The 24,244-nt window shown below is 71.0% G+C and carries 24 protein-coding genes and 1 tRNA gene; 12 read left to right on the plus strand and 13 right to left on the minus strand.

What is annotated here, in order from left to right:
• The first annotated feature begins 21 nt into the window (after positions 1–21).
• Both ACHAAJ_RS03270 and ACHAAJ_RS03275 read left to right on the plus strand, forming a co-directional pair.
• Positions 22–1,158: an acyl-CoA dehydrogenase family protein gene (locus ACHAAJ_RS03270; RefSeq protein ID WP_435726481.1), complete on the plus strand. Its 1,137-nt coding sequence runs from the start codon at positions 22–24 to the stop codon at positions 1,156–1,158.
• Positions 1,159–1,224: 66 nt separating this feature from the next.
• Positions 1,225–1,298 (plus strand) — tRNA-Met (locus ACHAAJ_RS03275).
• 63 nt (positions 1,299–1,361) lie between these two features.
• Here ACHAAJ_RS03275 and ACHAAJ_RS03280 read toward each other — a convergent pair.
• Together ACHAAJ_RS03280 and ACHAAJ_RS03285 are read right to left on the minus strand one after the other, a co-directional pair.
• Positions 1,362–2,147 carry a PspA/IM30 family protein gene (locus ACHAAJ_RS03280; protein ID WP_435726482.1) on the minus strand — a complete coding sequence of 262 codons (786 nt, stop codon included), beginning with the start codon at positions 2,145–2,147 and terminating at the stop codon, positions 1,362–1,364.
• Positions 2,148–2,203: 56 nt separating this feature from the next.
• Positions 2,204–4,309, minus strand: coding sequence for a TPM domain-containing protein (locus ACHAAJ_RS03285; RefSeq protein WP_435726483.1), 2,106 nt, complete (start codon positions 4,307–4,309; stop codon positions 2,204–2,206).
• Positions 4,310–4,560: 251 nt separating this feature from the next.
• On the opposite strand from ACHAAJ_RS03285, the gene ACHAAJ_RS03290 reads away from it, so the two are divergent.
• From ACHAAJ_RS03290 to ACHAAJ_RS03305, 4 genes are all read left to right on the plus strand, one after another.
• Entirely contained in the window at positions 4,561–6,069 is a 1,509-nt protein-coding gene (locus ACHAAJ_RS03290) for a S1C family serine protease (RefSeq protein ID WP_435726484.1), read from the plus strand.
• Positions 6,070–6,226: 157 nt separating this feature from the next.
• Positions 6,227–7,042: an electron transfer flavoprotein subunit beta/FixA family protein gene (locus tag ACHAAJ_RS03295; RefSeq protein WP_435726485.1), complete on the plus strand. Its 816-nt coding sequence runs from the start codon at positions 6,227–6,229 to the stop codon at positions 7,040–7,042.
• 16 nt (positions 7,043–7,058) lie between these two features.
• Positions 7,059–8,000: an electron transfer flavoprotein subunit alpha/FixB family protein gene (locus ACHAAJ_RS03300; protein WP_435726486.1), complete on the plus strand. Its 942-nt coding sequence runs from the start codon at positions 7,059–7,061 to the stop codon at positions 7,998–8,000.
• 2 nt (positions 8,001–8,002) lie between these two features.
• The gene (locus tag ACHAAJ_RS03305; protein ID WP_435726487.1) at positions 8,003–8,758 is read left to right on the plus strand and encodes a PIG-L deacetylase family protein; all 756 of its coding nucleotides are present in this window, start codon (positions 8,003–8,005) and stop codon (positions 8,756–8,758) included.
• A gap of 39 nt (positions 8,759–8,797) precedes the next feature.
• On the opposite strand, the gene ACHAAJ_RS03310 is transcribed toward ACHAAJ_RS03305, so the two are convergent.
• From ACHAAJ_RS03310 to folP, 5 genes are all read right to left on the minus strand, one after another.
• Positions 8,798–9,343: an anti-sigma factor gene (locus ACHAAJ_RS03310; RefSeq protein WP_435726488.1), complete on the minus strand. Its 546-nt coding sequence runs from the start codon at positions 9,341–9,343 to the stop codon at positions 8,798–8,800.
• Positions 9,344–9,436: 93 nt separating this feature from the next.
• Entirely contained in the window at positions 9,437–9,913 is a 477-nt protein-coding gene (locus tag ACHAAJ_RS03315) for a tRNA (cytidine(34)-2'-O)-methyltransferase (protein WP_435726489.1), read from the minus strand.
• A 46-nt stretch (positions 9,914–9,959) separates the two neighbouring features.
• Positions 9,960–10,886: a J domain-containing protein gene (locus ACHAAJ_RS03320; RefSeq protein ID WP_435726490.1), complete on the minus strand. Its 927-nt coding sequence runs from the start codon at positions 10,884–10,886 to the stop codon at positions 9,960–9,962.
• A 143-nt stretch (positions 10,887–11,029) separates the two neighbouring features.
• Positions 11,030–11,803, minus strand: coding sequence for a pyrimidine reductase family protein (locus ACHAAJ_RS03325; RefSeq protein ID WP_435726491.1), 774 nt, complete (start codon positions 11,801–11,803; stop codon positions 11,030–11,032).
• Positions 11,804–11,812: 9 nt separating this feature from the next.
• On the minus strand, positions 11,813–12,745 hold the full coding sequence (gene folP / locus ACHAAJ_RS03330; RefSeq protein ID WP_435726596.1) for a dihydropteroate synthase: 933 nt from the start codon (positions 12,743–12,745) through the stop codon (positions 11,813–11,815).
• Positions 12,746–12,826: 81 nt separating this feature from the next.
• On the opposite strand from folP, the gene ACHAAJ_RS03335 reads away from it, so the two are divergent.
• The 3 genes from ACHAAJ_RS03335 (at position 12,827) to mnmA (ending at position 16,128) form a co-directional block, all read left to right on the plus strand.
• Positions 12,827–13,702 (plus strand): hypothetical protein, encoded by an 876-nt coding sequence (locus ACHAAJ_RS03335; protein WP_435726492.1) that lies wholly within the window; start codon positions 12,827–12,829, stop codon positions 13,700–13,702.
• 69 nt (positions 13,703–13,771) lie between these two features.
• The gene (locus tag ACHAAJ_RS03340) at positions 13,772–15,010 is read left to right on the plus strand and encodes a cysteine desulfurase family protein (RefSeq protein WP_435726493.1); all 1,239 of its coding nucleotides are present in this window, start codon (positions 13,772–13,774) and stop codon (positions 15,008–15,010) included.
• On the plus strand, positions 15,007–16,128 hold the full coding sequence (mnmA, locus tag ACHAAJ_RS03345) for a tRNA 2-thiouridine(34) synthase MnmA (protein WP_435726494.1): 1,122 nt from the start codon (positions 15,007–15,009) through the stop codon (positions 16,126–16,128). The genes ACHAAJ_RS03340 and mnmA overlap by 4 nt, the downstream gene beginning before the upstream one ends.
• Before the next feature lie 25 nt (positions 16,129–16,153).
• Here the strand turns inward: mnmA and ACHAAJ_RS03350 are convergent, their stop codons facing one another.
• Entirely contained in the window at positions 16,154–16,516 is a 363-nt protein-coding gene (locus ACHAAJ_RS03350) for a hypothetical protein (protein WP_435726495.1), read from the minus strand.
• A gap of 96 nt (positions 16,517–16,612) precedes the next feature.
• On the opposite strand from ACHAAJ_RS03350, the gene ACHAAJ_RS03355 reads away from it, so the two are divergent.
• Together ACHAAJ_RS03355 and ACHAAJ_RS03360 are read left to right on the plus strand one after the other, a co-directional pair.
• Positions 16,613–17,023 carry a chorismate mutase gene (locus tag ACHAAJ_RS03355; RefSeq protein ID WP_435726496.1) on the plus strand — a complete coding sequence of 137 codons (411 nt, stop codon included), beginning with the start codon at positions 16,613–16,615 and terminating at the stop codon, positions 17,021–17,023.
• A 29-nt stretch (positions 17,024–17,052) separates the two neighbouring features.
• Positions 17,053–18,045, plus strand: coding sequence for a uroporphyrinogen decarboxylase/cobalamine-independent methonine synthase family protein (locus ACHAAJ_RS03360; protein ID WP_435726497.1), 993 nt, complete (start codon positions 17,053–17,055; stop codon positions 18,043–18,045).
• Positions 18,046–18,084: 39 nt separating this feature from the next.
• Here the strand turns inward: ACHAAJ_RS03360 and ACHAAJ_RS03365 are convergent, their stop codons facing one another.
• The 5 genes from ACHAAJ_RS03365 to ACHAAJ_RS03385 are packed head-to-tail and all read right to left on the minus strand — an operon-like array spanning position 18,085 to position 23,404.
• Complete coding sequence (locus ACHAAJ_RS03365) at positions 18,085–19,377, minus strand: DUF58 domain-containing protein (protein ID WP_435726498.1); 1,293 nt, start codon at positions 19,375–19,377, stop codon at positions 18,085–18,087.
• A gap of 11 nt (positions 19,378–19,388) precedes the next feature.
• The gene (locus tag ACHAAJ_RS03370) at positions 19,389–20,360 is read right to left on the minus strand and encodes an AAA family ATPase (RefSeq protein WP_435726499.1); all 972 of its coding nucleotides are present in this window, start codon (positions 20,358–20,360) and stop codon (positions 19,389–19,391) included.
• The gene (locus ACHAAJ_RS03375; protein ID WP_435726500.1) at positions 20,357–21,562 is read right to left on the minus strand and encodes a DUF4350 domain-containing protein; all 1,206 of its coding nucleotides are present in this window, start codon (positions 21,560–21,562) and stop codon (positions 20,357–20,359) included. Before ACHAAJ_RS03375 ends, ACHAAJ_RS03370 begins: the two co-directional genes overlap by 4 nt.
• Entirely contained in the window at positions 21,559–22,239 is a 681-nt protein-coding gene (locus ACHAAJ_RS03380) for a DUF4129 domain-containing protein (RefSeq protein WP_435726501.1), read from the minus strand. Before ACHAAJ_RS03380 ends, ACHAAJ_RS03375 begins: the two co-directional genes overlap by 4 nt.
• A 10-nt stretch (positions 22,240–22,249) precedes the next feature.
• Positions 22,250–23,404: a DUF7847 domain-containing protein gene (locus ACHAAJ_RS03385; protein ID WP_435726502.1), complete on the minus strand. Its 1,155-nt coding sequence runs from the start codon at positions 23,402–23,404 to the stop codon at positions 22,250–22,252.
• 160 nt (positions 23,405–23,564) lie between these two features.
• Between ACHAAJ_RS03385 and mtrA the strand changes: the two genes are divergently transcribed.
• Positions 23,565–24,242: an MtrAB system response regulator MtrA gene (gene mtrA, locus ACHAAJ_RS03390; RefSeq protein WP_435726503.1), complete on the plus strand. Its 678-nt coding sequence runs from the start codon at positions 23,565–23,567 to the stop codon at positions 24,240–24,242.
• Positions 24,243–24,244 lie beyond the last annotated feature (2 nt).

Here is a 24,244-nt window from a genome sequence, read left to right on the forward strand (position 1 = left end):
GACGAGGCGAAGGGGCCACGGATGAGTGAATCAGCCGAAGAACGCGAGGCCATCCTCGGCGTCGTCCGGGAGTTCGCGGCCGAGCGCATCGCCCCGCACGCCGACGCGTGGGACCGCGACCACCACTTCCCCGTCGACGTGCTGCGCGAGGCGGGCGGCCTCGGCCTGGGCGGGATCTACGCGCGGGAGCAGTTCGGGGGTTCCGGGCTCGGCCGCGGGGACGCGGTGCGCATCTTCGAAGAGCTCGCCAAGGCGGATCCCAGCATTTCCGCCTACATCTCGATCCACAACATGGTCGCCTGGATGCTCGACGCGTTCGGCGACGACGCGCAACGCGCGCGCTGGCTCCCGAGCCTCGCCACCATGGAGGACCTCGCGAGCTACTGCCTCACGGAGCCCGGCGCCGGGTCCGACGCCGCGGCACTGGCCACCCGCGCGAAACGGGACGGGGACGACTACGTCCTCACGGGAGTCAAGCAGTTCATCTCCGGCGCCGGGGCATCCGCCGTCTACCTGGTCATGGCGCGGACCGCCGACACGGGCAGCCACGGGATCAGCGCCTTCATCGTTCCCGCGGGAGCGGAGGGACTCTCCTACGGTTCCCTCGAGCGGAAAATGGGGTGGAACGCGCAACCCACCCGACAAGTGGTGCTCGACGGGGTGCGCGTCCCGAAGGCAAACCGCCTGGGTGAGGAGGGTGAGGGCTTCGGCATCGCCATGAAGGGACTCAACGGGGGCCGGATCAACATCGGGGCCTGCTCGCTGGGCGGGGGACAGGCAGCGCTGGACAAGTCGGTGACCCATCTGCACCAGCGCAACGCCTTCGGGAGGCCGCTGATCGACCAGCAGTCGCTGCTGTTCACGCTGGCCGACATGGAGACGGACCTGGAGGTGGCGCGCACGTTCCTGTGGCGCGCCGCCGACGCGCTGGACGAGGGGTCCGCCGATGCCGTGCGCCTGTGTGCGATGGCCAAACGCGTCGCGACCGACGCCGGCTTCGGCGTGGCCAACGCCGCACTGCAACTCCACGGCGGCTACGGCTACCTGGCCGAGTACGGACTGGAGAAGATCGTCCGCGACCTGCGCGTCCACCAGATCCTGGAGGGGAGCAACGAGATCATGCGCCTCGTCGTCGGCCGGATGATCGCCGAACGGTAGCCGCGACCCCCTCGGGCAGCACCGATTTGGCGGTGCGGCGAACCTCCGCTAGAGTTGATGATGCGCCGCGGGGTGGAGCAGTTCGGTAGCTCGCCGGGCTCATAACCCGGAGGTCACAGGTTCAAATCCTGTCCCCGCAACAAAATAAACGGTTCCGACCGTGGAGAAATCCACGGCCGGAACCGTTTTTTCGTTAATCCAGATCAGGCGCCATGGTAAGTGGTTTCCTCCGTGGCCGACGCGGCATCCGATGCTGCCGACCCGAGCGCCGCGGGGGACTGGCCCGCCTTGAGCGCGGCCAGGCGCGCCTCGACCTCGGTCTGCTCACCCAGATCCTCGAGTGATTCGAACTGGCTGTCCAGGGACGAGGCGGCCAACTCGTTGGCGCCGATCACGCGGGCCTCCTCGCGGCGGATCTTCTCCTCGAAACGCGACACCTCCGACGTCGGGTCCATGATGTCGATGCTCTTGATGGCATCGTTAACCTGGTTCTGGGCCTGGGCGGATTTCGCCCGCGCGACGAGCTCGTCCCGCTTGGAAACGAGCTCCTGGCGCTTGCCCTTCATCGCCTCGAGGCCGGACTTCAGCTTGGCGACGATCTCCTCCTGCGATGCGATGGTCGGCTCGACACCCGTCGCCTCGCGCTCCGACTGCATCTGCCGCTGAAGGGCTACCTTGGCGAGGTTGTCGAACTTCGCCGCATTCCCGGCGTCGCCCGACGAGCGGTATTCATCCGCCTTTTGCGACGCCGCCAGCGCCTTGGTGCCCCAGTCGCGGGCGTTGTCCTGGTCCTCGCGGTGGTCCTGCTCGAGCATGCGCAGGTTGCCGATCGTCTGCGCGACGGCGGTTTCGGCCTCCGCGATGTTGTTCGTGTAGTCGCGGACCATCTGGTCCAGCATCTTCTGCGGGTCCTCCGCCGAATCGAGAATCGCGTTGATGTTGGCCTTGGCCAATTGCGCGACCCGACCAAAGATCGATTGTTTTACCACGGTGTCACCCTCCATTTGTCATCGATACAACCTTGAAAAACGCCGCGGTCCCGGGCCTAGAAGTTGCCGCCTCCGCCGTCGCCGAAACCGCCGAAGCCACCGCCACCGCCTCCGCCGCCGCCGCCGAAACCGCCGAAGCCGCCGCCACCGAAGACGCCGCCGCCGGAGTGGCCGCCGCCTCCGCCTCCCCGCAGGATGGAGTCGATCAGGATCCCGCCGAGGATGGCGCCCCCGAGCCCGTTGCCGCCGCCACCGCCGAATCCGCCTCCGAACCCTCCGCCGCCGTAGCCGCCGCCGCCGAAGCCGCTGACGTCGTTCTCGGCCTCCCGCGCGGCCTGGTCGGCGAGGTGCGCGGCCTGGTTCGCGTATTGGAGGGCCGCCACGGGATCGTGGTTGCCCATGCGCAGTGCCTCGTCCAGGTTGCGCTCGGCCTCGGCCAGCCGTGTGCGTGCCGTGGATCCGACGCCGCCGCGCCGTGCGCGGATGAAGTCTCCGGTTCCCTCGATCTTCACCTGTGCCGTCCGAACTGCGGCCTGGAGCTGTTCCGCTGCCCGGGCCGCCTGCTGCTGCTGGTCGCGGATGGCGGAGAGCGGCGCGTCGAGCTGGGCGTGCGCGTCCTCGACGGCACCGAGCAGGGCGACGGGGTCGATGCGACCAGCTTGCACTTGCGACTTGACTCGGCCCAACGCCTGCTCGACCGCGGCGGCTGGCCCGGCCAACTCGGGACTCCGACCGCCGGAAACCATGGCCCGAGCCTGCGCGAGATCCCGGGCGGTGGTCGCGACCGCCGACTCCAGGTCCCGGCGCGCGCGGGAGAGATCGTCCCCCGTCTTGTCGATGGCCTCGAGCAGCACGCGGGCCTGGTGGAGGCTCTCTTCTCCGGCACGGACGGCCACGGCCGCCTCGCTGGTGGACTGTTCCTGGATCTTCGCCTCCGCAGTGGTGATGGCGTTGTCCACGAAGTCGAGGCGTTCCGTTGCCTGGGCGATGTTGTCGCGGACCTGGGTCAGCGCGGAATCGGCGTAGGAACCGGTCAGTGTCTCCAGCGCCGACTGCGCGGAGACGAGGCGTTCGCGCTGTGCCGGGGCGTCCTGACGGAGCCTGGCCACCGCCTGCGGCGCGTTGCGCTCGAGCTCGCGGAGGGCGTCGAATTCGGCGTGGTGCTCTTCGAGGGTGTCGCTCACGGCCTCGCACCGGCGGATGATGTCGCCAAGCCACGTGCGTTGCTGTTCCTCGGTGTCCGGGATGTGGTCATCCAGCTGCTGCTGGAGCTTGAAGGATTCGGTCAGGTGCGCCTTAGCCGCCTGGATGTCCTCGGCGAAGGGCTTGACGGCGCCTTCGCCGTATTGGGCCATGGCGAAGCCCACCTCCTGCTCGCTGGACTTGATCGCGTCGTCGGCCGCGATGAGCAGGCTTCCGGCACGCTGCCGAAGCTCCTCGACGCCCAGGCCGGCCAACGGATCAACCGGCTGCCCTTCGGGACCGGAGAGCGGTCCCTGTGCCGGGCCGGCCGGTGGCATCTTCCGGCGCCGCGAGAGGGCGAGCGCGGTCGCGCCGCCGGCGACGACCACGCCGCCGACGATCCACGGCGCCGCCGAACCCCCGCCGGACTCGCCGGTTCCCGCGCCCGAATCCCCGGGATCCCCACCGGAGCCCGCGCCCAGTTCGCCGTTGACCGCCGCCTCGATACCCTCGGCGGCGCCGACCGCGGCGTTGGCCCAGTCCGCGGAGCCGATCGTGCCCGATGGCAGTTCCGGGACCACATACCGCGTCCAGATCTCGTTGTCCAAGGGCGCGACCTGCTCCGTGTCGCCGGAGTCGAGGCGGCCTTGGCGCGCGTCCACGGCGATGGCCAGGATCGAGTCGCTGGCGCCCATACCCTTGGTGCCCGCCACCTCCTCGACCCAAGCGCCGGCGTCGGACGGCTGTTCGAAAGTGTCCACGAACACCACGAAGAGGGTGCGCCCCGTGTTTTCCCGAAGTTCCTGTACCGCGTCTTCGACCCGCGAGGCCTCGGAACCGAGGGCGCCGGCGCTGTCCACGACGAATTCCCCGGGCGGGATGTCGACGGGCGGTTCTGCGGCGGCGGGGCCAGCCCACGCCAGAACGGTAAACATGGCGATGCCGGCTGCCGCCGACGCCCGCCCGGGAATGGATCTCATGGATCACCCTTCGGCATCGTGGACCGCCCTCGCCGCGAATGTGGCCCGACTTTTTTGCGGGTCACCGGCGGGGGCAGTCGCTGTTGATTCTATGGTTGCAGTGTGGGGGCGTCCACCGAGGCCGAATGCGCCGACAGCGAAAGCCCGGGCGTCCATTCGGCCAAAACACAGGCTTCGCTCAGGAAAACCTTTCGGGGAACACAGCACGGGTTGCCATAGTTGTTCCAAGGGAACCCAGAAAGGAACCAGCGATGAGCGAGCACAGGTACAACCCGGGGGACAACGCGCCCGACGGCCACGACGCCGACGCGGACGGGTCCGTGGCTGGATCCGACGTGCCGCCGCGCCCGCAGGCCCCGCCGCAGGCGCCCTACTCCTCGTGGAACGCGACCGCGCCCATCGACAGGGCGGCAAGCGGGGGAGCCGCTCCCGGTGATGCCGGCGGCCCGCCTCCGGCGTTCGGCCCGGGAAGCCACTACCCGCCGTACGGTGCGCCGCAGGCGACAGGGTCCGCCTTCGCGTCGGCCCCCGCGCAGCGCCGGAAATCCCCCAAGCGTTTCGGCGCCCCGACGCTCATCGCCGGCATGCTCGCCGCCGCGCTGGTCGGGGGCGGCTCGGCGGTGGGCGCCAACTACCTCATCGTCGGGGACGAAACGCCGGCGTCGACGTCCACCGCCCAGCCGGGCGGCGCCGTCGTCATCAACAACCCGGAGAACGTGACCGCGGTGACGGCGGCCGCGGCGAAGGCCTCGCCCAGCGTGGTCACCATCGAGGTCAACGACGGCGGACAGGGCGGATCCGGATCCGGCATCATCCTGGACGGCGAGGGGCACATCCTCACCAACACCCACGTGGTGACGCTGGGAGGAGCCTCCGCCTCGCCCACGGTGAATGTGCGCACCAGCGACGGCACCGTGCACAAGGCCGAGATCGTTGGCACCGACCCGCTTTCCGACTTGGCCGTCATCAAGATCGACGCCGACAACCTCACCCCGGCGACCCTCGGGGAATCCGGAAAGCTCAACGTCGGCGACACCGCGATCGCCATCGGCGCGCCGCTGGGGCTCAGCGGCACCGTCACCGACGGCATCATCTCCACGCTCAACCGGACCATCAGCGTGGCGTCGTCGGCCGTGCCCGACAGCCCCGCCGAGGGGGACGCCGAAGAGGACGACGGCGGCGGTGAATTCAACTTCCAGTTCCCCGGCGAGTCGGGACAGCAGGACTCCAACTCGGGCTCCATCTACGTCAACGTCCTGCAGACGGACGCCGCCATCAACCACGGCAATTCAGGTGGTGCCCTGGTCGACGTCGAGGGCAGGATCATCGGCGTGAACGTCGCGATCGCCTCCGCCGGGAGCGGCGGCCCGGGCGGGGAGGGCGGCAGCATCGGCGTCGGCTTCGCCATCCCCATCGACTACGCCAAGCGCGTCGCCAACGACCTCATTTCCGACGGCGAGGCGTCCCACGGGCTCCTTGGTGTGACCGTGCAGGCCCAGGCGGCAGGCGACGGGGACGCCAGGACGTCGTTCAGCGTCGGCGCCGCGGTCCGCGACGTCGTTCCGGATTCGCCCGCCGAGGCCGCCGGCCTGCAGCCGGGGGACATCATCACCGGTGTCGGCGACCGGCCCATCGACGACAGCCTCTCGCTGACCGCCGCGGTCCGCGAGTACGCCGCCGGGACGAAGGCGACCGTGCACTACACGCGCGATGGCCAGGAGAACAGCGTCGAGGTCACGGTCGGGGCGTCCGAGGGCTGATTCGCCCGTGGTGCCCGCAACGAGGCGCGCGGCCCGACGATGCCGCGCGCCGCGCCACGGTTAACCACCATTAACCGAAATGGCCGTCTGGCGCGAACCTGCGGCTAGCATGGGGGAGGGCCGTATCCGGCCACACTTCCGCAGAGGAAAGGCAGCAATGAGCGAGGCAAGCGGGTCATTGAAGGTCCTGGTGCTGGTCAAGCATGTTCCCGACGCGCAGTTCGACAGGCACCTGAGCGGTCCGGGGAACACCACGGACCGCTCCGAGAGCATCCTGTCGGAGCTGGACGAATACGCGATCGAGACGGCACTGCAGCTGACGGAGTCCCGTGGCGGACCGAAGGCCGGAAACACCGTGACGGCGCTGACGATGGGCCCGGAGGCGGCCATGAGCGCGGTGAAGAAGTCGTTGCAGATGGGCGCCACCGACGGCGTGCACCTGTGCGACCCGGCGCTCGCCGGCTCGGACGCGGCCGCGACCTCGCTCTCCCTGGCCCGCACGGTCGAGCACCTCGGCGGCTTCGACCTCGTGGTCGCTGGCATGTCCTCCACGGAGGGCGAAACGTCCCTGGTGCCGTCCCAGCTTGCGGAACGCCTCTCGCTGCCGCAGTTGACGCTGGTGTCCTCGCTGGAGTTCGCCGCCGACGGCACCCTCGTGGGCCGCCGCGACAACGGAACGGCGACACAGACGGTTCAGACGTCCCTGCCCGCGCTCGTGTCGGTCACCGACCAGTCCGAGGAGCCGCGCTACCCGAACTTCAAGGGCATCATCGGCGCCAAGAAGAAGAAAACGACCGTGCTTTCGCTCGCCGACATCGGGGTTTCCCCGGAAGAGGTCGGCCGCGCGGGGTCCTGGACCGAGGTCGTCACCGCAGATGCCCGGCCGCCACGCCAGGGCGGGACCGTCATCACGGACGAGGGGGACGCCGGCATTCAGCTGGTCGACTTCCTGGCCGCACAGAAACTGCTGTAGGAGCGAGGGGACCAACATGGCCAACATCCTGGTATTCATCGACACGCCCTCGGCTCGCCCGGGCAAGGCGCAGCGCGAGTTGCTGACGATCGCCGCGCGGCTGGGCACGCCCGTCGCCGCCATCGCCGAACCCGCGGACGACGACGCCGTTGCCGCGCTCGGCGCGCTCGGGACGCCCACCGTGTACACGGCCGCGACGAACCTCGACACCGAGCTGGTCGCGGGCAAGGCGGCCTTCGTGGCGGCCGCCGCGCGGGCCTCCGCCGCGCGGGCCGTGCTGTTGCCGAACACCGGCGAGGGCAAGGAGATCGCCGCCCGCGTGGGCATCAAGCTCGGCTCCGGCGTGATCACCGACGTCGTCGACGTCGCGGCCGACCTCACCGCCACCAAGTCGGTTCTCGCCGGCTCCTACACGGTCACCGCCCGTGTGACCCGCGGTGTTCCCGTGCTCACGGTCAAGCCCAACAGCGTGGAACCGGCGGAGGCCGTTGCGGCGCCGGCGGAGCGCGTGGAGCTGGACGCCGGCGCCGCCGGACCGGCCGCCGTGGTCACCGCCACCGAGGCCAAGGCCTCCACCGGCCGCCCGGGACTGCAGGACGCGCGCATCGTCGTGTCCGGCGGGCGCGGATTGGACGGCGACTTCTCAACCGTGGAGCAGCTGGCCGACGCGCTCGGCGCCGCTGTCGGCGCCTCTCGGGCCGCGACGGACGCCGGGTGGATCGAGCATTCGTACCAGGTGGGCCAGACCGGCCAGACGGTCTCCCCGCAGCTCTACATCTGCGCGGGCATCTCCGGAGCGGTCCAGCACAAGGCCGGGATGCAGACCTCGCAGACCATCGTGGCGATCAACAACGACCCGGACGCGCCGATCTTCGAGATCGCCGACTTCGGCATCGTGGGCGACCTGTCCAGCGTGCTGCCGCAGGCCGCCGCCGAAATCCTTCGCCGCAAGGCCTAGGCGTGCCCGTGTTCGACCCGGGGACCCAGCCGATCCGCCGGGTCCTGTGTTTCGCCGCGCACCCGGACGACCTCGACTTCGGGGCGTCCGGGACCGTGGCCGCGTGGACGGCCTCCGGCGTCGACGTCCAGTACTGCATCATGACCGACGGCGACGCCGGCGGGTTCGATCCGGCGCACCGAGAGCGGATCATCGCCACGCGCCGCGAGGAGCAACGGCTGGCCGCCGGAATCGTCGGGGTCGAGACGGTCCATTTCCTCGGCGAACGCGACGGCTACCTGGAACCGTCCCACGAGGTGCAGCGGAAGGTCGTGGCGCTGATCAGGCGGCTGCGCCCCGACGTCGTGCTGGCCATGCACCCCGAACGGGACTGGGACCGGCTGCAACGTTCGCACCCGGACCACCTCGCCTGCGGCGAGGCCGTGACCCGGGCCGTGTACCCCGCGGCCGAGAACCCCTATGCCTACCCGGAACTCGAGGCGGAGGGTCTGGCCGCGTACAAACTCGGCTGGCTCTGGCTCTATGGTGGACCAGTGTCCCGCGACAACCACTGGGTCGACGTCACGGACACGTTCGCCCAGAAGCTCTCGGCGCTGCGCCAGCACCTGACCCAGCACCCGGACGTGGCCCGGATGGAGGCCTTCGTCGAGACGAACTCGCGCCGCAAGGCGGCCGCCGGCTCGCTGCCGGAGGGGCGGCTGGCCGAGGCCTTCCACACCGTCGCCGTCAACGCGGCGGACACCATCGCGGGGTTCTAGCCCGGTTCCGGCGGGACGCCGACGAAATCCGGCCGGCGGCTACCGCGTGGGCAGGTCCACGGTCACCACGGGGTCCGAACTCGGCTTGTCCGAGCCGCCCTCGGGCTCCGACGTCAGGGCCACGCCCTGGACGTCGTCCAGCCCGCGGAATCCGGCCGTGGCCTCGACGCCCTCGACCAACTCCAAGGAGCTGAGGGCGCCCGTCTCCGCGGACACGACCCACAACTGGTACGTGGTTCCCTGCGACGGCGCGGGAAGCCCGGACACGGCGACCGAACCGGCGTCGTTGGAGGGCGAGACCGCGACGGTTGCCGTCCCGCCGCCAGGGACTTCCACGGTGCGTTCGGCGCGGTCGGACGCACCGTCGACCTCGGAGGCCATGTCGCGCGGGGCGAGCGCCGAGAACAGGCTGACCACCCCGATGACGGCGACGACGGCGGCCGCGACGAGGAGCATCCACTTGCGCACCGGTGCCGCCCGGCGCTGCGGCCGGTGCTCGGCCACCTCGTCCACCAGATTCAGGCCCAGGTTCTCCTCGGGCTCGTCGTCGAAGTCGCGGGCGTCGGCGGAATCGCTCTGGCGCATGGTCCTCAATCCTTGGTTTTGCGGTGGGGGTGAATCCGGGTCCAGCTTAGGCCAGGGTGGCCGGCGGATCCGTGGGGCGTGCCGGTGGCACGGCTAGTGGGGTTTGGGGGCCGAACCGTCGAAACCGTTCTGCCGCCAGGCCTCGAACAGTGCGATGGAAGCCGCGTTCGCCAGGTTCAGCGAGCGGCGGGACGGCTGCATGGGCAGTCGCACCCGCCGCGTCACGCGGGCGTCCGCCTTGACCTCCTCGGGAAGTCCCACGGACTCGGGGCCGAACAACAGGATGTCGCCGGGGCGGTAGGAGATGTCCGTGTACAGCTCTTCGCCGTCGGACGTGAAGGCGAAGACGCGCCCCGGCAGCAGGGCCTCCCAGGCGGAGGCGAGGTCGGCGTGGACGGTGACGTGGGCCAGGTCGTGGTAGTCGAGGCCGGCCCTCCGGAGCTTCGCGTCGCCGAAGTCGAAGCCCAGGGGCTCGACCAGATGCAGCTCCGCCCCCGTCACGGCGGCCAAACGGATGGCGTTGCCGGTGTTGCCGGGGATCTCGGGCGCGAAGAACAGGATGCGAAACACGGTTGCCATCCTATGCCCAGCGGCCGGTGGCCCCGAGGAGGCCGTCCTAGTACATGCCGCCGAGGAGCCGGGCCAGGACGGGCACATCGACGACGTTGGGCGTGGGTCCGGTCCCGAGGAACATCTTCAGCTCGCGCACCAGGTTGGCCGCGTTGACCACGTGCACGCTCGCCGACGACGACGGATCCGCGCCGCGGGCGTAGTCGATCACCGGTTCGTGGAGGTTGCCGTCGGGGGCGTGGATGACCGTCCATCCGGTCACGTTTAGCTCCGGGAAGAGCTCCTGCATCCTGCGCACCGACGGTGCCAGCCGGGGCGGGGTGATCCCCTTGCCGTCGCGCAGCAGGCTCTCGCCGTCCCAGCGGTAGACGCCGCGGGGGAGGAGCATCGAGTCCACGAGGGCCAGCCGGTATCCGGCGAGCACGGCGTGGTCCAGGTGCCCGTTGTCGGCAGGGGAATGCAACCCGTTCACGAGGCGGGTCGCGGGCAGCACCTCGAGCACGTTGCCGGAGAGTAGCTGGACCGTGCGGGCCTCGCGGGCCAGCCGGGCCTGCGCGCCGAAGATGCCGCGCTTGCGCGGCGCGCCGTGGATGCGTTGTGCGGCGACCGCCCGTTCGAGCACGGGCACGGTCCCGGGCTCGAACGCCGGGACGTACCGCGGCGGGGCGGTTGCGGAGGTCTTCTGCGGGGCGGGCCCGGCTGTCGGGGCGGGCTCGCCGCGGTAGGAGGCGGCGTCGTCGGACGACGGCCGGCGGTAGGCGGAGGCGCCGCCGTAGCCGCGGTCGTAGGCGGCCCGTGCCGCGGTGTCGGAGAGGGTCTCGTACGCCAGCGACACCAGGCGGAATTCGGCGACGTCGCCGCCGTGGTCGGGGTGCGTGGCGCGCGCCGCCCGCCGGAAGGCGGACTTGACCTCGGCCACGCTGGCGGTCCGGGAGATGCCCAGAACCTCGTAGTGCGTGCGTTCCTGCCCCAACGGCTGCCTTTCGCTTGCGTGTCCACGCGGGTGCCCCGGCTTGGGCCGACCCGCCGAACGAATCCTACCCAAGCCCCGGTATGTGTCGATCCGGGCGTCGTGCCTCCGGGGTTAACGACGCGCCGGCCGGCAACGTTCCGGCCTCAGGCGCGGAGCCCCGGATCCGAGGGCGTGGCGGCGCCCGCCTTGCGGTACTCGAGGAAGAGCGCGCCGTCCTCCTCCAGCAGGACGTTCAGCGACATCCGCCGCAGCGCATGGCCGGACGCGCCCTCGGCGATTCGGCGGGAATCCCCTCCGGCCAGCAGCGGGCTGAGCGTCAGGCACAGGCTGTCCACGAGGTCCGCGTCCTGGAAGTCGGCGAACAGCGTGGGCCCGCCCTCGGAATGGATGCACCGGTGTCCGCGACGGAGCAGTTCGGCCGCCGCGAGCCGGGGGTCCACGCGTCCGGAGCCGCAGGGCACGACGTCGGCGACCCGCTCCAGCGCCGCCTTGCGGTCCGCGGGCGCTTCCCCTGCGGTCAGGACGACCGGGCGCACCGGAGCCTCCGTGAAGAACGCCGCCGCTGGATCGAGCCCGAGGCCGGCGGAGACGACGGCGATGCCCGGGTGGGCGGGCATGCCCCGCCGACGCCGCCAGGACTGCCCCGCGGCGTCGACCAATTCGCCCGCGTAGCCTTCCGCGCGGACCGTGCCGGCGCCGACGAGGATCGTGTCCGCATGCCGGCGCAACAGGGCGAAGATCCGCTCGTCCGCGGGCGTGCCGAGTTCCCCGGACGTGCCGTCGTGCGTGGCCGCGCCGTCGAGCGTGGACACGAAGTTGAAGCGCGTCCAGACCTCGCCGCCCGGTGGCGGGGCGTAGAGGGCGAGAAGCGCGTCGTCGTCCAGTGGGGCGGAGCCCGGAGTCGGCTGGTGAACCATGGGGCCAACCTAGCCCAAACGCGGGGCGCTTGGCGCCGGGTGGGCCGGATCGTTGAGCTCACCCATGTTGTGCCGGAGGTAGGCGGGCTCGCGCCACCCCATGGCCGCCTCGACCAGGCGGACCGCGGAGGCCGCCTCCGGTACGTTGTGCATCCGGATGATCCGCGCCCCGTTGAGCATGCACATGGTGGCGGCCGCGAGGGACCCGGCGAGCCGTTCCGTCTTGGGGAGGTCCAGCGTCTCGCCGATGAAGTCCTTGTTGGAGACCGCCGCGAGCGACGGGTAGCCCAGGGCCGCGATCTCCTCGTACCGCCGGGTGATCTCCAGCGTGTGCCGGGTGTTCTTGTTCAGGTCGTGGCCCGGATCGATGATCAGCCTGTCGGCCGCGACGCCGAGGCCCAGCGCCGCGTCCACCTTCTCCGCGAGGTAGTCGCGGACCTCCGTGACGACGTCCCCGTAGGTCGGTCGCGGGAAGACCGTCCGTGGCGCGGCGAGGGAGTGCGTGAGCACCAGGTGCACGCCGCGTTCGGCGACCACCGAACCCAGTTCCGGGTGGCTCAGGCCCGTGGTGTCGTTGATGACGTCCGCGCCTGCTTCGATGGCTGCGGCGGCGACGCCCGGAAGGAACGTGTCCGCCGAGATCACGACGTCGGAGCGGGAACGGACCGCTTCGATGACCGGAACCACGCGTTCCGCCTCCTCTTCCCAGCCCAGCGCGGGGCCAGGGGCGAACGGGACGCCGCCGATGTCCAGCCAGTCCGCCCCGTCGTCGACCGCCTTCAGGCACGCGCGGACGGCGGCGTCGAGCGCGAAGGTGGCCCCGCCGTCGTAGAAGCTGTCCGGTGTGCGGTTGACGATCGCCATGAGCGCGACCCGGCGCGAAAAGTCGATGGTGCGGTGCGCGAAGTGGTGCACGGGGTGCAAAAGTTGCGGCAGGTACATGCTCACGGCGTGGCTCCTTCGGGCGGATTACTCCATTCATACCAGCAGCCGCCGCGAACCGGCGGCCGCTAGGGTGGTTGCATGGCATTGGACTTTGCCGGGCCCGGGCCCGGACGCTGGATCGTGGACGCGCTGGCCGGAACGGCGGGGGATCCGCACGCGGGGGACACGGTGGCCGGCCAGGTCCCCGCAGTCTTCGAGGCCTACGCAAGGATCTTCCACCCGGCGCTCGACGACGACGGCCGCCCCGTGCGATGGGCGGCAATCGCCGAGCGCCGGGGCACGCGGCTCCACGGTGAGGCGCAGTTCGCGTCCGTCTCGGGCCTGGACGAATCCGGGCACCCCTGGGCGGAAGACGCGTGGGAGGGCGATCCGCCCTCCGGCGACGGCCTGCCCCAGCCGGATCTGGCCGCGCTCGCCGGCGTCCTGGCCGGACACACCGAAACGCCCGCGGAGATCTACCTGGCCCTGTGGAACGGATACGCGTTCATCCACGGCGGCGAGGCGATCTCCATCCTCTCCGCGGAGGAAGGCGCGGAAGCGACCGACGGCGATGCGCAGGCGCGCCTGGAACACCACCGGGCGCTGGAGGCGGAGGCCAAGCGACCCGCCTTCGGCCCCGACGTGCTGGGCGGCCCCCTCCTGGAGTTGGGGCCGACCGGATACCGTGCGTTCTACGTCTTCTCCGGGACCGCCGAAGACCTTGCGCGGCCCCTGTGGAAACGCGGAACGGCCTTCGAGGAGCGGCAGGCGCCGAACCTGGCCTGGCCGGCCGACCACGCCTGGCTGGTGTCGACCGAACTCTACGAGGACAGCACCGTCGTGGGCGGCAGCGCCGCGCTGGTGGCGGCGCTCGCCGAACATCCGGAACTCGAGGTGCGTGCCGTGGAGGCGGGATCGCGGCTCGACGCCGACGGGGACGCCCTCAATCCGAAACCCGAGTTGCCGATGCTGTAGTCCCGGCGGCGCCGCGGGGGACAATCCGCTGGGAAGACGGCGCCGCCGGTCAGTCGGTAGAATCGGGGGATGCCCACCAACCAGCCCGTCTACGTGGACCATGCCGCGACCACGCCCATGGCGGCGTCCGCGCTCGCCGCGATGACGCGCGAGTTGGGCAGCACCGGCAACCCCTCGTCCCTGCACGGCGCGGGCCGGCGGGCGCACCGGGTGGTCGAGGACGCGCGGGAACGGCTCGCTGCCGCTGCCGGCGCGCACTCCTCGGAGGTGGTCTTCACCTCCGGCGGGACCGAGGCGGACAACCTGGCGATCAAGGGACTTTTCTGGAACCGCTCCGGCGCGGACGGTCGGCGCGTGCGCATCCTGTGCTCCGCCGTCGAACACCACGCGGTCCTGGACACGGTCGAATGGCTCCAGGCGCACGAGGGCGCCGAGGCGGTGTGGCTGCCCGTAGACGGTGAGGGACGCGTCGACGTGGACGTCTTGCGCGCGGAAATCGACCGGGATCCGGCGTCCGTCGCGCTGGTCGCGGTGATGTGGGCCAACAACGAGGTGGGGACCGTGCAACCCATCGACGAGGTCGTGGGCGCGGCGGCCGAGCATGGCATCCCCGTGCATTCCGACGCGGTGCAGGCCTTCACTGCGGTGCCCGTCGATTTCAGCCGCAGCGGCCTGGCGACCATGGCGGTCAGCGGGCACAAGATCGGGGGACCCGTCGGCATCGGTGCGCTGTTCGTGCGCCGCGACGTGGTCCTGACGCCCGTGCAGCACGGCGGCGGGCACGAACGCGCACTGCGTTCGGGAACGCTGAATTCAGCGGCAGCGGCGGCGTTCGCGGAGGCCGCGCGGGGCACGGCCGCGGAACTCGACACGGAGTCCGAGCGGCTGGCCGGGCTGCGCGACCGGCTGATCGACGGCGTCCTGGCGGCCGTTCCGGAGGCACGGCTCAGCGGCGTCCGGGACCCGGGGCATGCCGGGGCGCGACTCCCGGGCAACGCCCACTTCACGTTCCCCGGGTGCGAGGGCGATTCACTGCTGTTCGTGCTGGATATGCTCGGCGTGGAGTCCTCCACGGGGTCTGCTTGCACGGCCGGGGTCCCGCGCCCGAGCCACGTCCTGTTGGCCATGGGGTTGGAAGAGGCCGTCGCGCGCGGGGCGCAGCGTTTCTCGCTCGGGCATACAACGACGGCGGCGGACGTTGATACCGTGGTGGCCGCCGTGCCCGAGGCATACGCACGGGCCCAACGGGCAGGCATGGCGGCACGACCGAGCAGCATACAAACGGCGGGAACGGGATTTACGGCATGAGGGTATTGGCAGCGATGAGCGGCGGAGTCGACTCCGCGGTGGCGGCGGCGCGCGCCGTTGATGCCGGACACGACGTCGTCGGCGTCCATCTGGCGTTGAGCCGAATGCCGGGCACACTGCGCACCGGCAGCCGCGGCTGCTGCACGGTGGAGGACTCCAACGACGCGTGGCGCGCGTGCGACGTCCTGGGCATCCCGTACTACGTGTGGGACTTCTCCGAGCGGTTCAAGGAGGACGTCGTCGACGACTTCATCAGCGAGTACGCCGCCGGCCGGACGCCGAATCCCTGCATGCGCTGCAACGAGCGCATCAAGTTCGCCGCCCTGCTGGAGAAGGCGATCGCCCTCGGTTTCGACGCTGTCTGCACCGGGCACTACGCCAAGGTCGTCGAGGTCGCGGACGGAAACCGCGAGCTCCACCGCGCCGCGGACTGGGCGAAGGACCAGTCCTACGTGTTGGGCGTACTGACCCACGAGCAGCTCAGGCATTCGCTGTTCCCGCTGGCCGAGACGCCCTCCAAGGCCGAGGTTCGCGCCGAGGCGGAAAGCCGGGGGCTGTCCGTGGCCAACAAGCCCGACAGCCACGACATCTGCTTCATCCCGGACGGGGACACGCGCGGCTGGCTCGAGGAGCGGATCGACCTCAGCGAGGGCGAAATACTCGACCACGAGGGCAATGCGTTGGGGAGCCATCCGGGGGCCAACGCATTCACGGTCGGACAGCGCAAGGGACTCAAGATCGGCCGCCCGGCGGCCGACGGGAAGCCGCGCTTCGTGCTGGAGATCCGGCCCAAGGAGAACCAGGTCATCGTGGGGCCGGAGGCGCTGTTGGAGGTCGACCGGTTGCGCGGCATCAAGGTCAGCTGGGCCGGACTGCCCATCGACGCCGCGGTGTCGGGCGACAGGTTCGAATGCATGGTGCAGGTCCGCGCCCACGCGGACCCCGTCCCGGCCACCGCGGTGGTCGAGGGTGCGGAACTGGTGGTGAACCTCAACGGACCGCTACGCGGAGTGGCGCCGGGACAAACCATGGTCCTCTACCAGGGGACGCGGGTCCTGGGCCAGGCGACGATCGACACCGCGCGCAGTCTGGCGTGGGATCCCGCGGCCGTCTCCTAACGCGGTTCGCGCGCGGGGAACCCCGTTAGACGGATTCGTCGACCACGCCGGTCATGCGGGTGCCGATCTCTTCGTATTCGCAGCGCACGCGGCCTTCCGCGACGGCGGGCAGTTCCCGCGGCGAGTGGTCCGCGCAGTGGACGAAATCGAATTCGGGCCACCATTTCTTGGGCCGCGCCGCCTCCGAATAGCCGCACACCTCACAGGTCAGATGGACCCACACCGGGCGCTTGCCCTGGCGGTTGGCACGCGACTGGACAAGCCACGCGGGCGGTTCCGCCAGAATGGCCGCGAGCTCGTCCTCGCCCAGCCGCGAGGGGATTCCGTGGCGCTGGGCCATTTCCAGCGGTATATCGAGGGCAATGGCCGCGTCGCGTCGAGTCATCATGGCCCTTAACCATAGGCGACGCGCGGCGTCGGGACGTCATGCCCGGCGGCGTAACAGGGGTCGGGACGGTCCGGGGCGGCCACTAGACTTGCAGGCATGAGCGACCAGCTGGAAACGGGCGACGCCGCGGACACCGCCGCCGCCGCGACGCCCGACTACGATCCGTCCGCGAGCTCCCTCCGGGGCGACATCGACCAGGCCGTGATGGAGGAGCTGTTGTCCGTCCGCGGCAGCATCGACAACATCGACGCCACACTCGTGTATTTGCTGGCCGAGCGGTTCAAGGCGACGCAGCGGGTGGGCTACCTCAAGGCCCGGCACCAGCTTCCCGCGGCGGATCCCGGCCGGGAGGTCGCGCAGATCGCCCGCCTGCGACGGCTGGCCGAGGAGGCGCAGCTCGATCCCGCATTCGCCGAGAAGTTCCTGAACTTCATCATCAGCGAGGTCATCAGGCACCACCAGGCGATCTCGGAGTCGCATGCGCCGGATCGGGGCGAGGCATCCTGACCGGCGTCCGCGCCACCGCCCACGGGCCCATGCCCGGCGTCGACCCGGTGGAGGCGACACGGATCGTGCGCGGCGAACTGGGGGAGCCGAACCTTCCGCACCTTGTCCAGCTCCCGGATCGTGGCGTCGGATCGGACGACGTCGGACGCAGCGCGGCCATGCTTGAGGGGCTATACGTCGACGTCCAGCCCTTCGGCTGGAGAATCGTGGATCGTCCGGGACAGGACCACCGACGGGCCGTCTCGGCGCTGTCCACGGACCTCAACGTGCTGGCGGACGTGGTGGGCGCGGAGGAAAACCCCGGGCAGGGCCTCAAGATCCAGATCCGCGGTCCGTTGGCCATGGCCAGGGACCTCTACCTGCACCACGGCGAACGCGCGCTCTCGGATGCGGGCGCACGCCGCGATGTCGCCGAGTCGCTTGCGGCGGGATCCGCCGACCACGTCCGCGACGTCATGAGGACCAGCGGCCGCCGGAAGATCACGGTCGTCATGGAGGAGCCGGGCATCTCGGATGTCCTGAACGGATCGGTCCGGACCGCAAGCGGATACCGGACGCTCCGCTCGGTGCCGCGCAACGAGGTGACGAACGCATGGTCGCTCCTCGTCGAGTCGCTCCGCGGCGCCGGCGCGTCCGCCGTCGTCCTCAAGGCGGAACCGCGCTCCGCTGATGTCAACACCGTGTTCGACGCCGTGGCGGCGGCCGCATCGGATGGCATCTGCCTGCCCATCGGCACCCTGGACGGATGCGCGTGGGAGCGCGCGGCGGGACTCGTCGAATCCGGCGGCCAACTTTGGCTGGGATTGCTGGATCCATCGAAGGAACCGCCCATGGTGGTTCGGGCGGTGGAGCGCATCCTCCGTCCCTGGCGCGAACTCGGCCTCGAGCAGGGAACCCTGGAGACGTTGACACTCTTGCCCACCGGCGGACTGGCCGACGCGAAACCCGCCGCGGTGCGGACGATCCTCACGCGGCTGACGCAGACGGCGGACGCCCTCAACCAGGTGCTCGCGGAGGCTTAGCCACCAAACGGCGCAGCCTTAGCCACCAAACCGCGCAGCCTACAGCCGTCCCGTGGCCTTGAGGCGGATATACGTGTCCGCCAGAGCCGGCGGCAGTTCGAGCGGTCCCGCGTCCACCACCTCGGCGCCGTGGGAACGCAGCTCCTCCTTGAGGGCTTCGCGCTGCTGCAGGGCGCGTTCCGCCGCGGCCGCGCGGTAGACGCCGGTTGCGGAGTCCAGCTCCCCGCGCCGGTGCTCCAGCTCCGGATCCCTGACCGCGGCGATGACCACCACGTGCTGCGCCGTCAACGCGGGCAACACCGGCAGCAGGCCCTCCTCGACGGCCCCCGAGTCCAGCGACGTCAGCAGCACCACCAGTGAGCGGTGGCTGGAGACCAGGCGAATCTGGCCCGGAATCCGGGACCAGTCGGCCTCGATCAGTTCGGGCTCCAGCGCCGCCATGGCGTCCACCAGCTGGGTCAGCAGGTTTCCCCGGGCCGCCGACTCGACGCGGGCCCGCACGCGGCGGTCGTAGGCCAGGAAATCCACCCGGTCGCCGCCGCGCTCGGCGAGCACCGCCAGCAGGAGGGCCGCCTCGATGCCGGTGTCCAGCCTCGGTTCGTCGGCGATGCGGGCGGCAGATGTCCTGGAGGTGTCCAGCACGATCACGACGCGGCGGTCGCGTTCCGGACGCCACGTCCGCACGACGACGTTCTGCCGCCGCGCGCTCGCCCGCCAGTCGATGGATCGCACGTCGTCCCCCCGCACGTAGTCGCGCAGCGAATCGAACTCGGTGCCGGCCCCGCGGACCTGGATGGCGGCGCGGCCGTCCAGTTCCCGCAGGCGGCGGAGCTTGGAGGGGAGGTGCCGCTTTGCGTGGAAGGGCGGCAGCACGCGTAGCGTGCCCGGGGTCGGGTGCGTGAGTTGGCGCCAGGCCAGCCCCAGCGGTCCCCGGCTGCGGATGGTGGTGTGGTGGACGGACAGGTCGCCGCGGCGCCGCGGAAGCAGCCCGGTCTCGAAGACCCGCCGCTCGCCCGGCGGCAGGACCAGTTCGAAGCGCGCAGGCGCCGCCCCCGCGGACGGCTGCCACCCCTCGCGCACCTGCCCGCGCATCCGGCGTCGTCCGTTGTTCGTCACCAGCAGCCGCGAAGCGGCCGCCTCGCCGAGGCGCACGCTACGCGGAAGGGAACGCTCGATCGTCACCCGGCGCGGCGACGGCGCCAGCAGCACGTCGGCCAGTGCCAGCGCCGCGAGGCAGCATGCGACCAGCACCACCGTCCCGGACGACGGGAACAGCACCACGGGCACCAGCCCGGCGAGGAAGAGCCAGACGAAACGCGGGGTCAGGGCCACGGCGGGCGCTCCTAGCGCGGAACCGGGACGGTCGCGAGTATCGACCGGAGGACGTCGTCCGCGGCGACGCCGTCCATCTGGGCCTCGGGCCGGAGGGCCACGCGGTGGCGAAGGCACGGCAGCGCGAGCACCTTGACGTCGTCGGGCGACACGAAATCGCGTCCGCTCAACCACGCCCAGGCGCGTGAGGTGTTCAGCAGCGCCGTGGCGCCGCGAGGCGAGACCCCCAATTGGAAGCTGGGGGCGTTCCGGGTCGCCCGGACAAGGTCCACGATGTAGCCGAGGACCTCGGGGGAGACGGTGACCCCGCGGACCGCCGCGCGGGCCTCGCCGAGGTCGGCGGCGGACGCCACCGGGGTCACGCCGGCTCCGCGCAGATCGCGCGGGTCGAACCCCTCGCTGTGCCGGCGGACGATCTCGATCTCGTCCTCGCGGGGTGGAAGGTCCATGGTCAGTTTCAGCAGGAAGCGATCCAGCTGGGCCTCGGGCAGCGGATAGGTCCCCTCGTATTCCACGGGGTTCTGCGTGGCGGCCACGATGAACGGTTCCGGGAGTGGACGGGTGACCCCGTCGGCGCTGACCTGCCGCTCCTCCATGGCTTCCAGGAGCGAGGCCTGGGTTTTCGGGGGAGTCCGGTTGATCTCGTCTGCCAGCAGGATGTTCGTGAACACCGGGCCTTCCCGGAAGCTGAAGTCCGCGGAGTTCTGGTCGTAGACCAGGGAGCCGGTGACGTCGCCGGGCATCAGGTCCGGCGTGAACTGCACGCGCTTGGTGTCCAGGCTCAAGGCGGCGGACAGAGAACGGACCAGGAGCGTCTTGGCCACCCCGGGCACGCCCTCCAACAGGACGTGGCCCTGGGCAAGGAGCGCGATGAGCAGCCCCGTGACGGTGGCGTCCTGCCCGACGACGGCCTTGGCGACCTCGCCGCGGACGTCGAGGAGGGCCTGGCGTGCACGGACGGGGTCTTGGACTTGCTGGCTCACGGGATTCCGATCTCCTGTTCGAGGGTGTGTAGTTCGTTGGCCCACGCGACGAGTTGCCTCTCGGTGGTGACGGCGGAGGGGCGGAGAAGCCGGTGGAGTTCCGCATCGGTGCGATGGCCGGCCCGGACCAGCGTGGCGACCACCATTTCCGTGGTGGCGCCGCGGCCCAGTCCGAGGTGGTGGGACATCCGGGTGAGCGAGGCCGAACGCAGGCTGGCCGTGGCCGCGGCGACGGCGCGGGAGTCCTGGTAGAGGCGCGCGCGCCCCTCGGCCGTCTCGGCAGCCGGCACGACGACGGGGAGCGGCTCCACCACCAGCGGCCCGTCGCGCCGCGCCCGCCACAGCACGGCGACGACGCCGAACAGCATCAGCCAGGTCGCCGCGGGCCCGAACCAGCCGGGGAGGAGTTCAAAGGGCGACGCCGGGGTCCCGTGGGCCGCCAGGTCGGTCACGGTGGGCTGGTACCAGACGAGAGTCGGCTCGGCACCGAGCGTCCAGAGCGCCAGTGCCGCATGCCCCTGCGCCAAGACGTTGGCGTTGTCCAGGAACGCCGTGTGCCCAAGGACGGTGGTGCGGCCGTCCGAGGCCACCGAGTGCGCCGTGCCGCCCGCCCGCGCATGGCCGTAGCAGCCCGCACCGCCCGTGTAGGTCCTTCCGCCCGCGGCCACGCCCGCCGCCTGTGCGGCGAAGGGCGCCGCGCAACTCGCCTCCACGGGCGATGGCGTGCCGTCGCGGACCGGTCCAGCGGGGCGGATGCGGTCGGTGAAGGGACGCAGTTGTTCGAACCCCGGCTCGACGAGCACGGTGCGGTCGGCCGCGGCCGACAACCGGCCGAGTTGCCCGGCGTCGAGGATGGACTCCGGATCGTGGAGCAGCAGCGTGGCGCCCGCGCCGTCGGCGGCCATGGCGAGGGCGGCATCGAGCGAATCGGGAACCGCCACGTCGACTCCGTTTCCCGCCAGGACGCGAACCACGGCCAGGGCCCCCTCGGGGGCCGCGTTGTCCGGACCGAGGACACGGCGGTCCCCGTCGTGCCCGGACACGGCGTAGAACACCCCGACGAGGCATGCGACGGCGCCGATGGCCAGCCAGAGCCGCCAGCGCAGCCAGAGCCGACGCCACATGCGGGAGGCGCTCTCCGGCGTGGCGGCGCGCTCGGTGCGCCTGCCGTCCGCGGCCGTGCCGGTCACGGCGGCGCTCACCACGGAGCCTGCAGGGGGTGGGGCTGCGTCCCGTCGCCGGATCCCGCGGCCGTGGCGGCGGCGAGCCGGCGCTCGAGCTCGTCGATCCTGCGCCAGTCGCCGATATCGGCTCCATGGTTTCCGTAGTGGATGGCATTGAACAGGCCGGCGGCCCATCCCAGTGCGTCCGCCTCGGTGGGAAAGAGAAGCCGCAGGCGGTCCGAAGCCTCGTACGCGGTGCGTCCGGGGTTTTCGTCCAGGAACGTCCGTTCCTCGACCCGCCTGACCATCGCACGGAAACGCTGCAGGCAGGCGGTCGCCCACTCGCGGTTCCCGGCCGCCACGGCGGCGAGTTCCCGATAGTCCCGGGCCGACATCGCACTGTCCAGGCCGAGCCCGACGTCGGCGTCGACCGGAGTCGCCCGGCCCGCCAGGCGTGGCCGCGCCAGTAGCACGGAGGCGATCGCGACGGCCACGCCCGCCACCATCAAAAGGGTGACGCCCAGGCCTGGCCGGAGCGACTCGAGGCCCGCGAGCCAGTCCGTGAACGACCGCCATGCCGACTCGAGGAACTCAAGGACCGGGGTCGGAAGCGCGTCCGAGTATTCGCGGCGCGCCAGCTCGCGGGCCAACTCGCCGCGCGCCTCGTCGAGGGTAGGTTCGTAGGCACCGGTCGGCGTGGTCCCGCTGGCAGGCACGTGCGTGTCCCTAACGCGCGCCGGGTCCGGCGGCCGCCGCGCCGCCGCCGGGCAGACCGTGGTCGGTGCCCGATTCGAATTCGTCCAGCAGGGCAAGGTCGAATCCCTCGCCCCTGATGCGCAGGTCGGTGTAGAGCAGGGACGAAACGGCGCACTGGTACGCGAACCCCAGGCCGGCCGCCACGGCGCCGAGCAGCGTCATGACGACGGTCAGGTTTCCGACCAGGGCGGACAGCGCACCGGGGTCCTCCGGGGAGACGATGCCACCGGTCAGGCCGGTCGCGAAACTGACCGGCGTCGTGATCAGGCTGGTCGCGATGCTCACGATCAATCCGGTCAGCAGCAGGATGCCGAGGCAGCGCCACCAGCTGGACCGGACCAGGTTCCAGGAGCGACCCATCGAAGCGAACACGCCCAGGTTCTCGATGACCAGCGCATGGGCGGACAGCGAGAGCCGGACGGTGATCCAGATGCCCGTCGCCAGCAGGCCGAGCAGCACCAGGACGACGATCGGGATGCCGATGGCCGCGTCGCCCACCGCGACGGCCAGGACGACCACCCCCACGAAAAGCGCGGTGGCGACGAGGCCGGCCGCCGCCCAGAGCAGGCCCAGGGCGACGAGCCTGCCGAGCGCCGGCCGGGCCAACGCCAACGCGCGACCCAGGGGCGTCCGAAGGTTCAGCGTGGCGCGCAGCACCGGAACGGTCACCATGCCCTGGATAAACACGAGGAAAGCCCCGGACAGGATCCCCGCCGCCAGGATTCCGACCACGAACAGGATCAGTGGTCCCACCAGCGCCGCGTCGTCGGGAGCGGCTCCGGCGAGCGCCTCCGGAGCCATCATCACGGAAAAGAGGGGTGCGCCCAGCGCCGCGATGAACACGCCGCACAGTAACTGGAGCAGGACGGACGGACCCAGAGTGGCGCCGGCGTTCCGCCGGACCGACTGGAAGGCTCCGTCCAGCATGTCGCCGAGGCCCAACGGACGCAACGGCACCACGCCCGGCTTCGGCGGCGGCGAATAGCCGTGGCGCCCGGGCGGGGGACCGCCCGGGTGCGCCGCGTGGGGATCGGCAAACGGCCGGCCCCACGCATTCGGGGCGGGCGGCGCCCAGCCCTGCTGCGGCGTGGACTCGCCGTAGGGGTTGGTCGGTTGCTGCGTCATGGCTCTGGTTCCCCCATTGTCACGAGTCGACAAGTCACGAGTCGATCTTGGACCCAGCCTAGTGCCCGCGGTGCGCCGCGCGGCCCTGCCGCGCCATGGCCTCCTATAGTGTTGTTGGACGACGGCGGCCGCTCGCCGTCGTCGTGGGAAAGGGGGAGCCATGAAGGCTCGAGTACTGGTGGTTGACGACGACGAGGCGTTGGCCGAGATGATCGGCATCGTCCTTCGCAACGACGACTTCGATCCCGTGTTCTGCTACGACGGCGCCAAGGCGCTGGAGGCGTTCCGCAACGCCAAGCCGGACCTGGTGCTGCTGGACCTGATGCTGCCCGGCATGGATGGAATCGAAGTCTGCCGGCTCATCCGCGCCGAGGCAGACGTCCCGATCGTGATGCTGACAGCCAAATCGGACACGGCCGACGTCGTGCGCGGCCTGGAGTCCGGCGCGGACGACTACGTGCCCAAACCCTTCAAGCCCGCGGAACTCATCGCCCGCGTCCGGGCCCGCCTGCGCATCGGCGAGAAACACGCGCCTGAGACCCTCAAGATCGCCGACCTCACCATCGACGTGGCCGGCCACTCCGTCACGCGCGGCTCCGAACACCTCTCGCTGACGCCCCTGGAATTCGACCTGCTCGTGGCCTTGGCGCGCAAGCCCTGGCAGGTGTTCACCCGCGAGCTTTTGCTGGAACAGGTCTGGGGCTACCGGCACGCCGCCGACACGCGATTGGTGAACGTTCACGTCCAGCGGCTGCGGTCCAAGGTCGAACGTGATCCGGAGAACCCTGAAGTGGTGCTGACCGTCCGCGGCGTCGGCTACAAGGCCGGCCAAGGCTGACC

This window comes from Arthrobacter arnarulunnguaqae (assembly GCF_051262515.1).
Classification (GTDB): Bacteria; Actinomycetota; Actinomycetes; order Actinomycetales; family Micrococcaceae; genus Arthrobacter_N.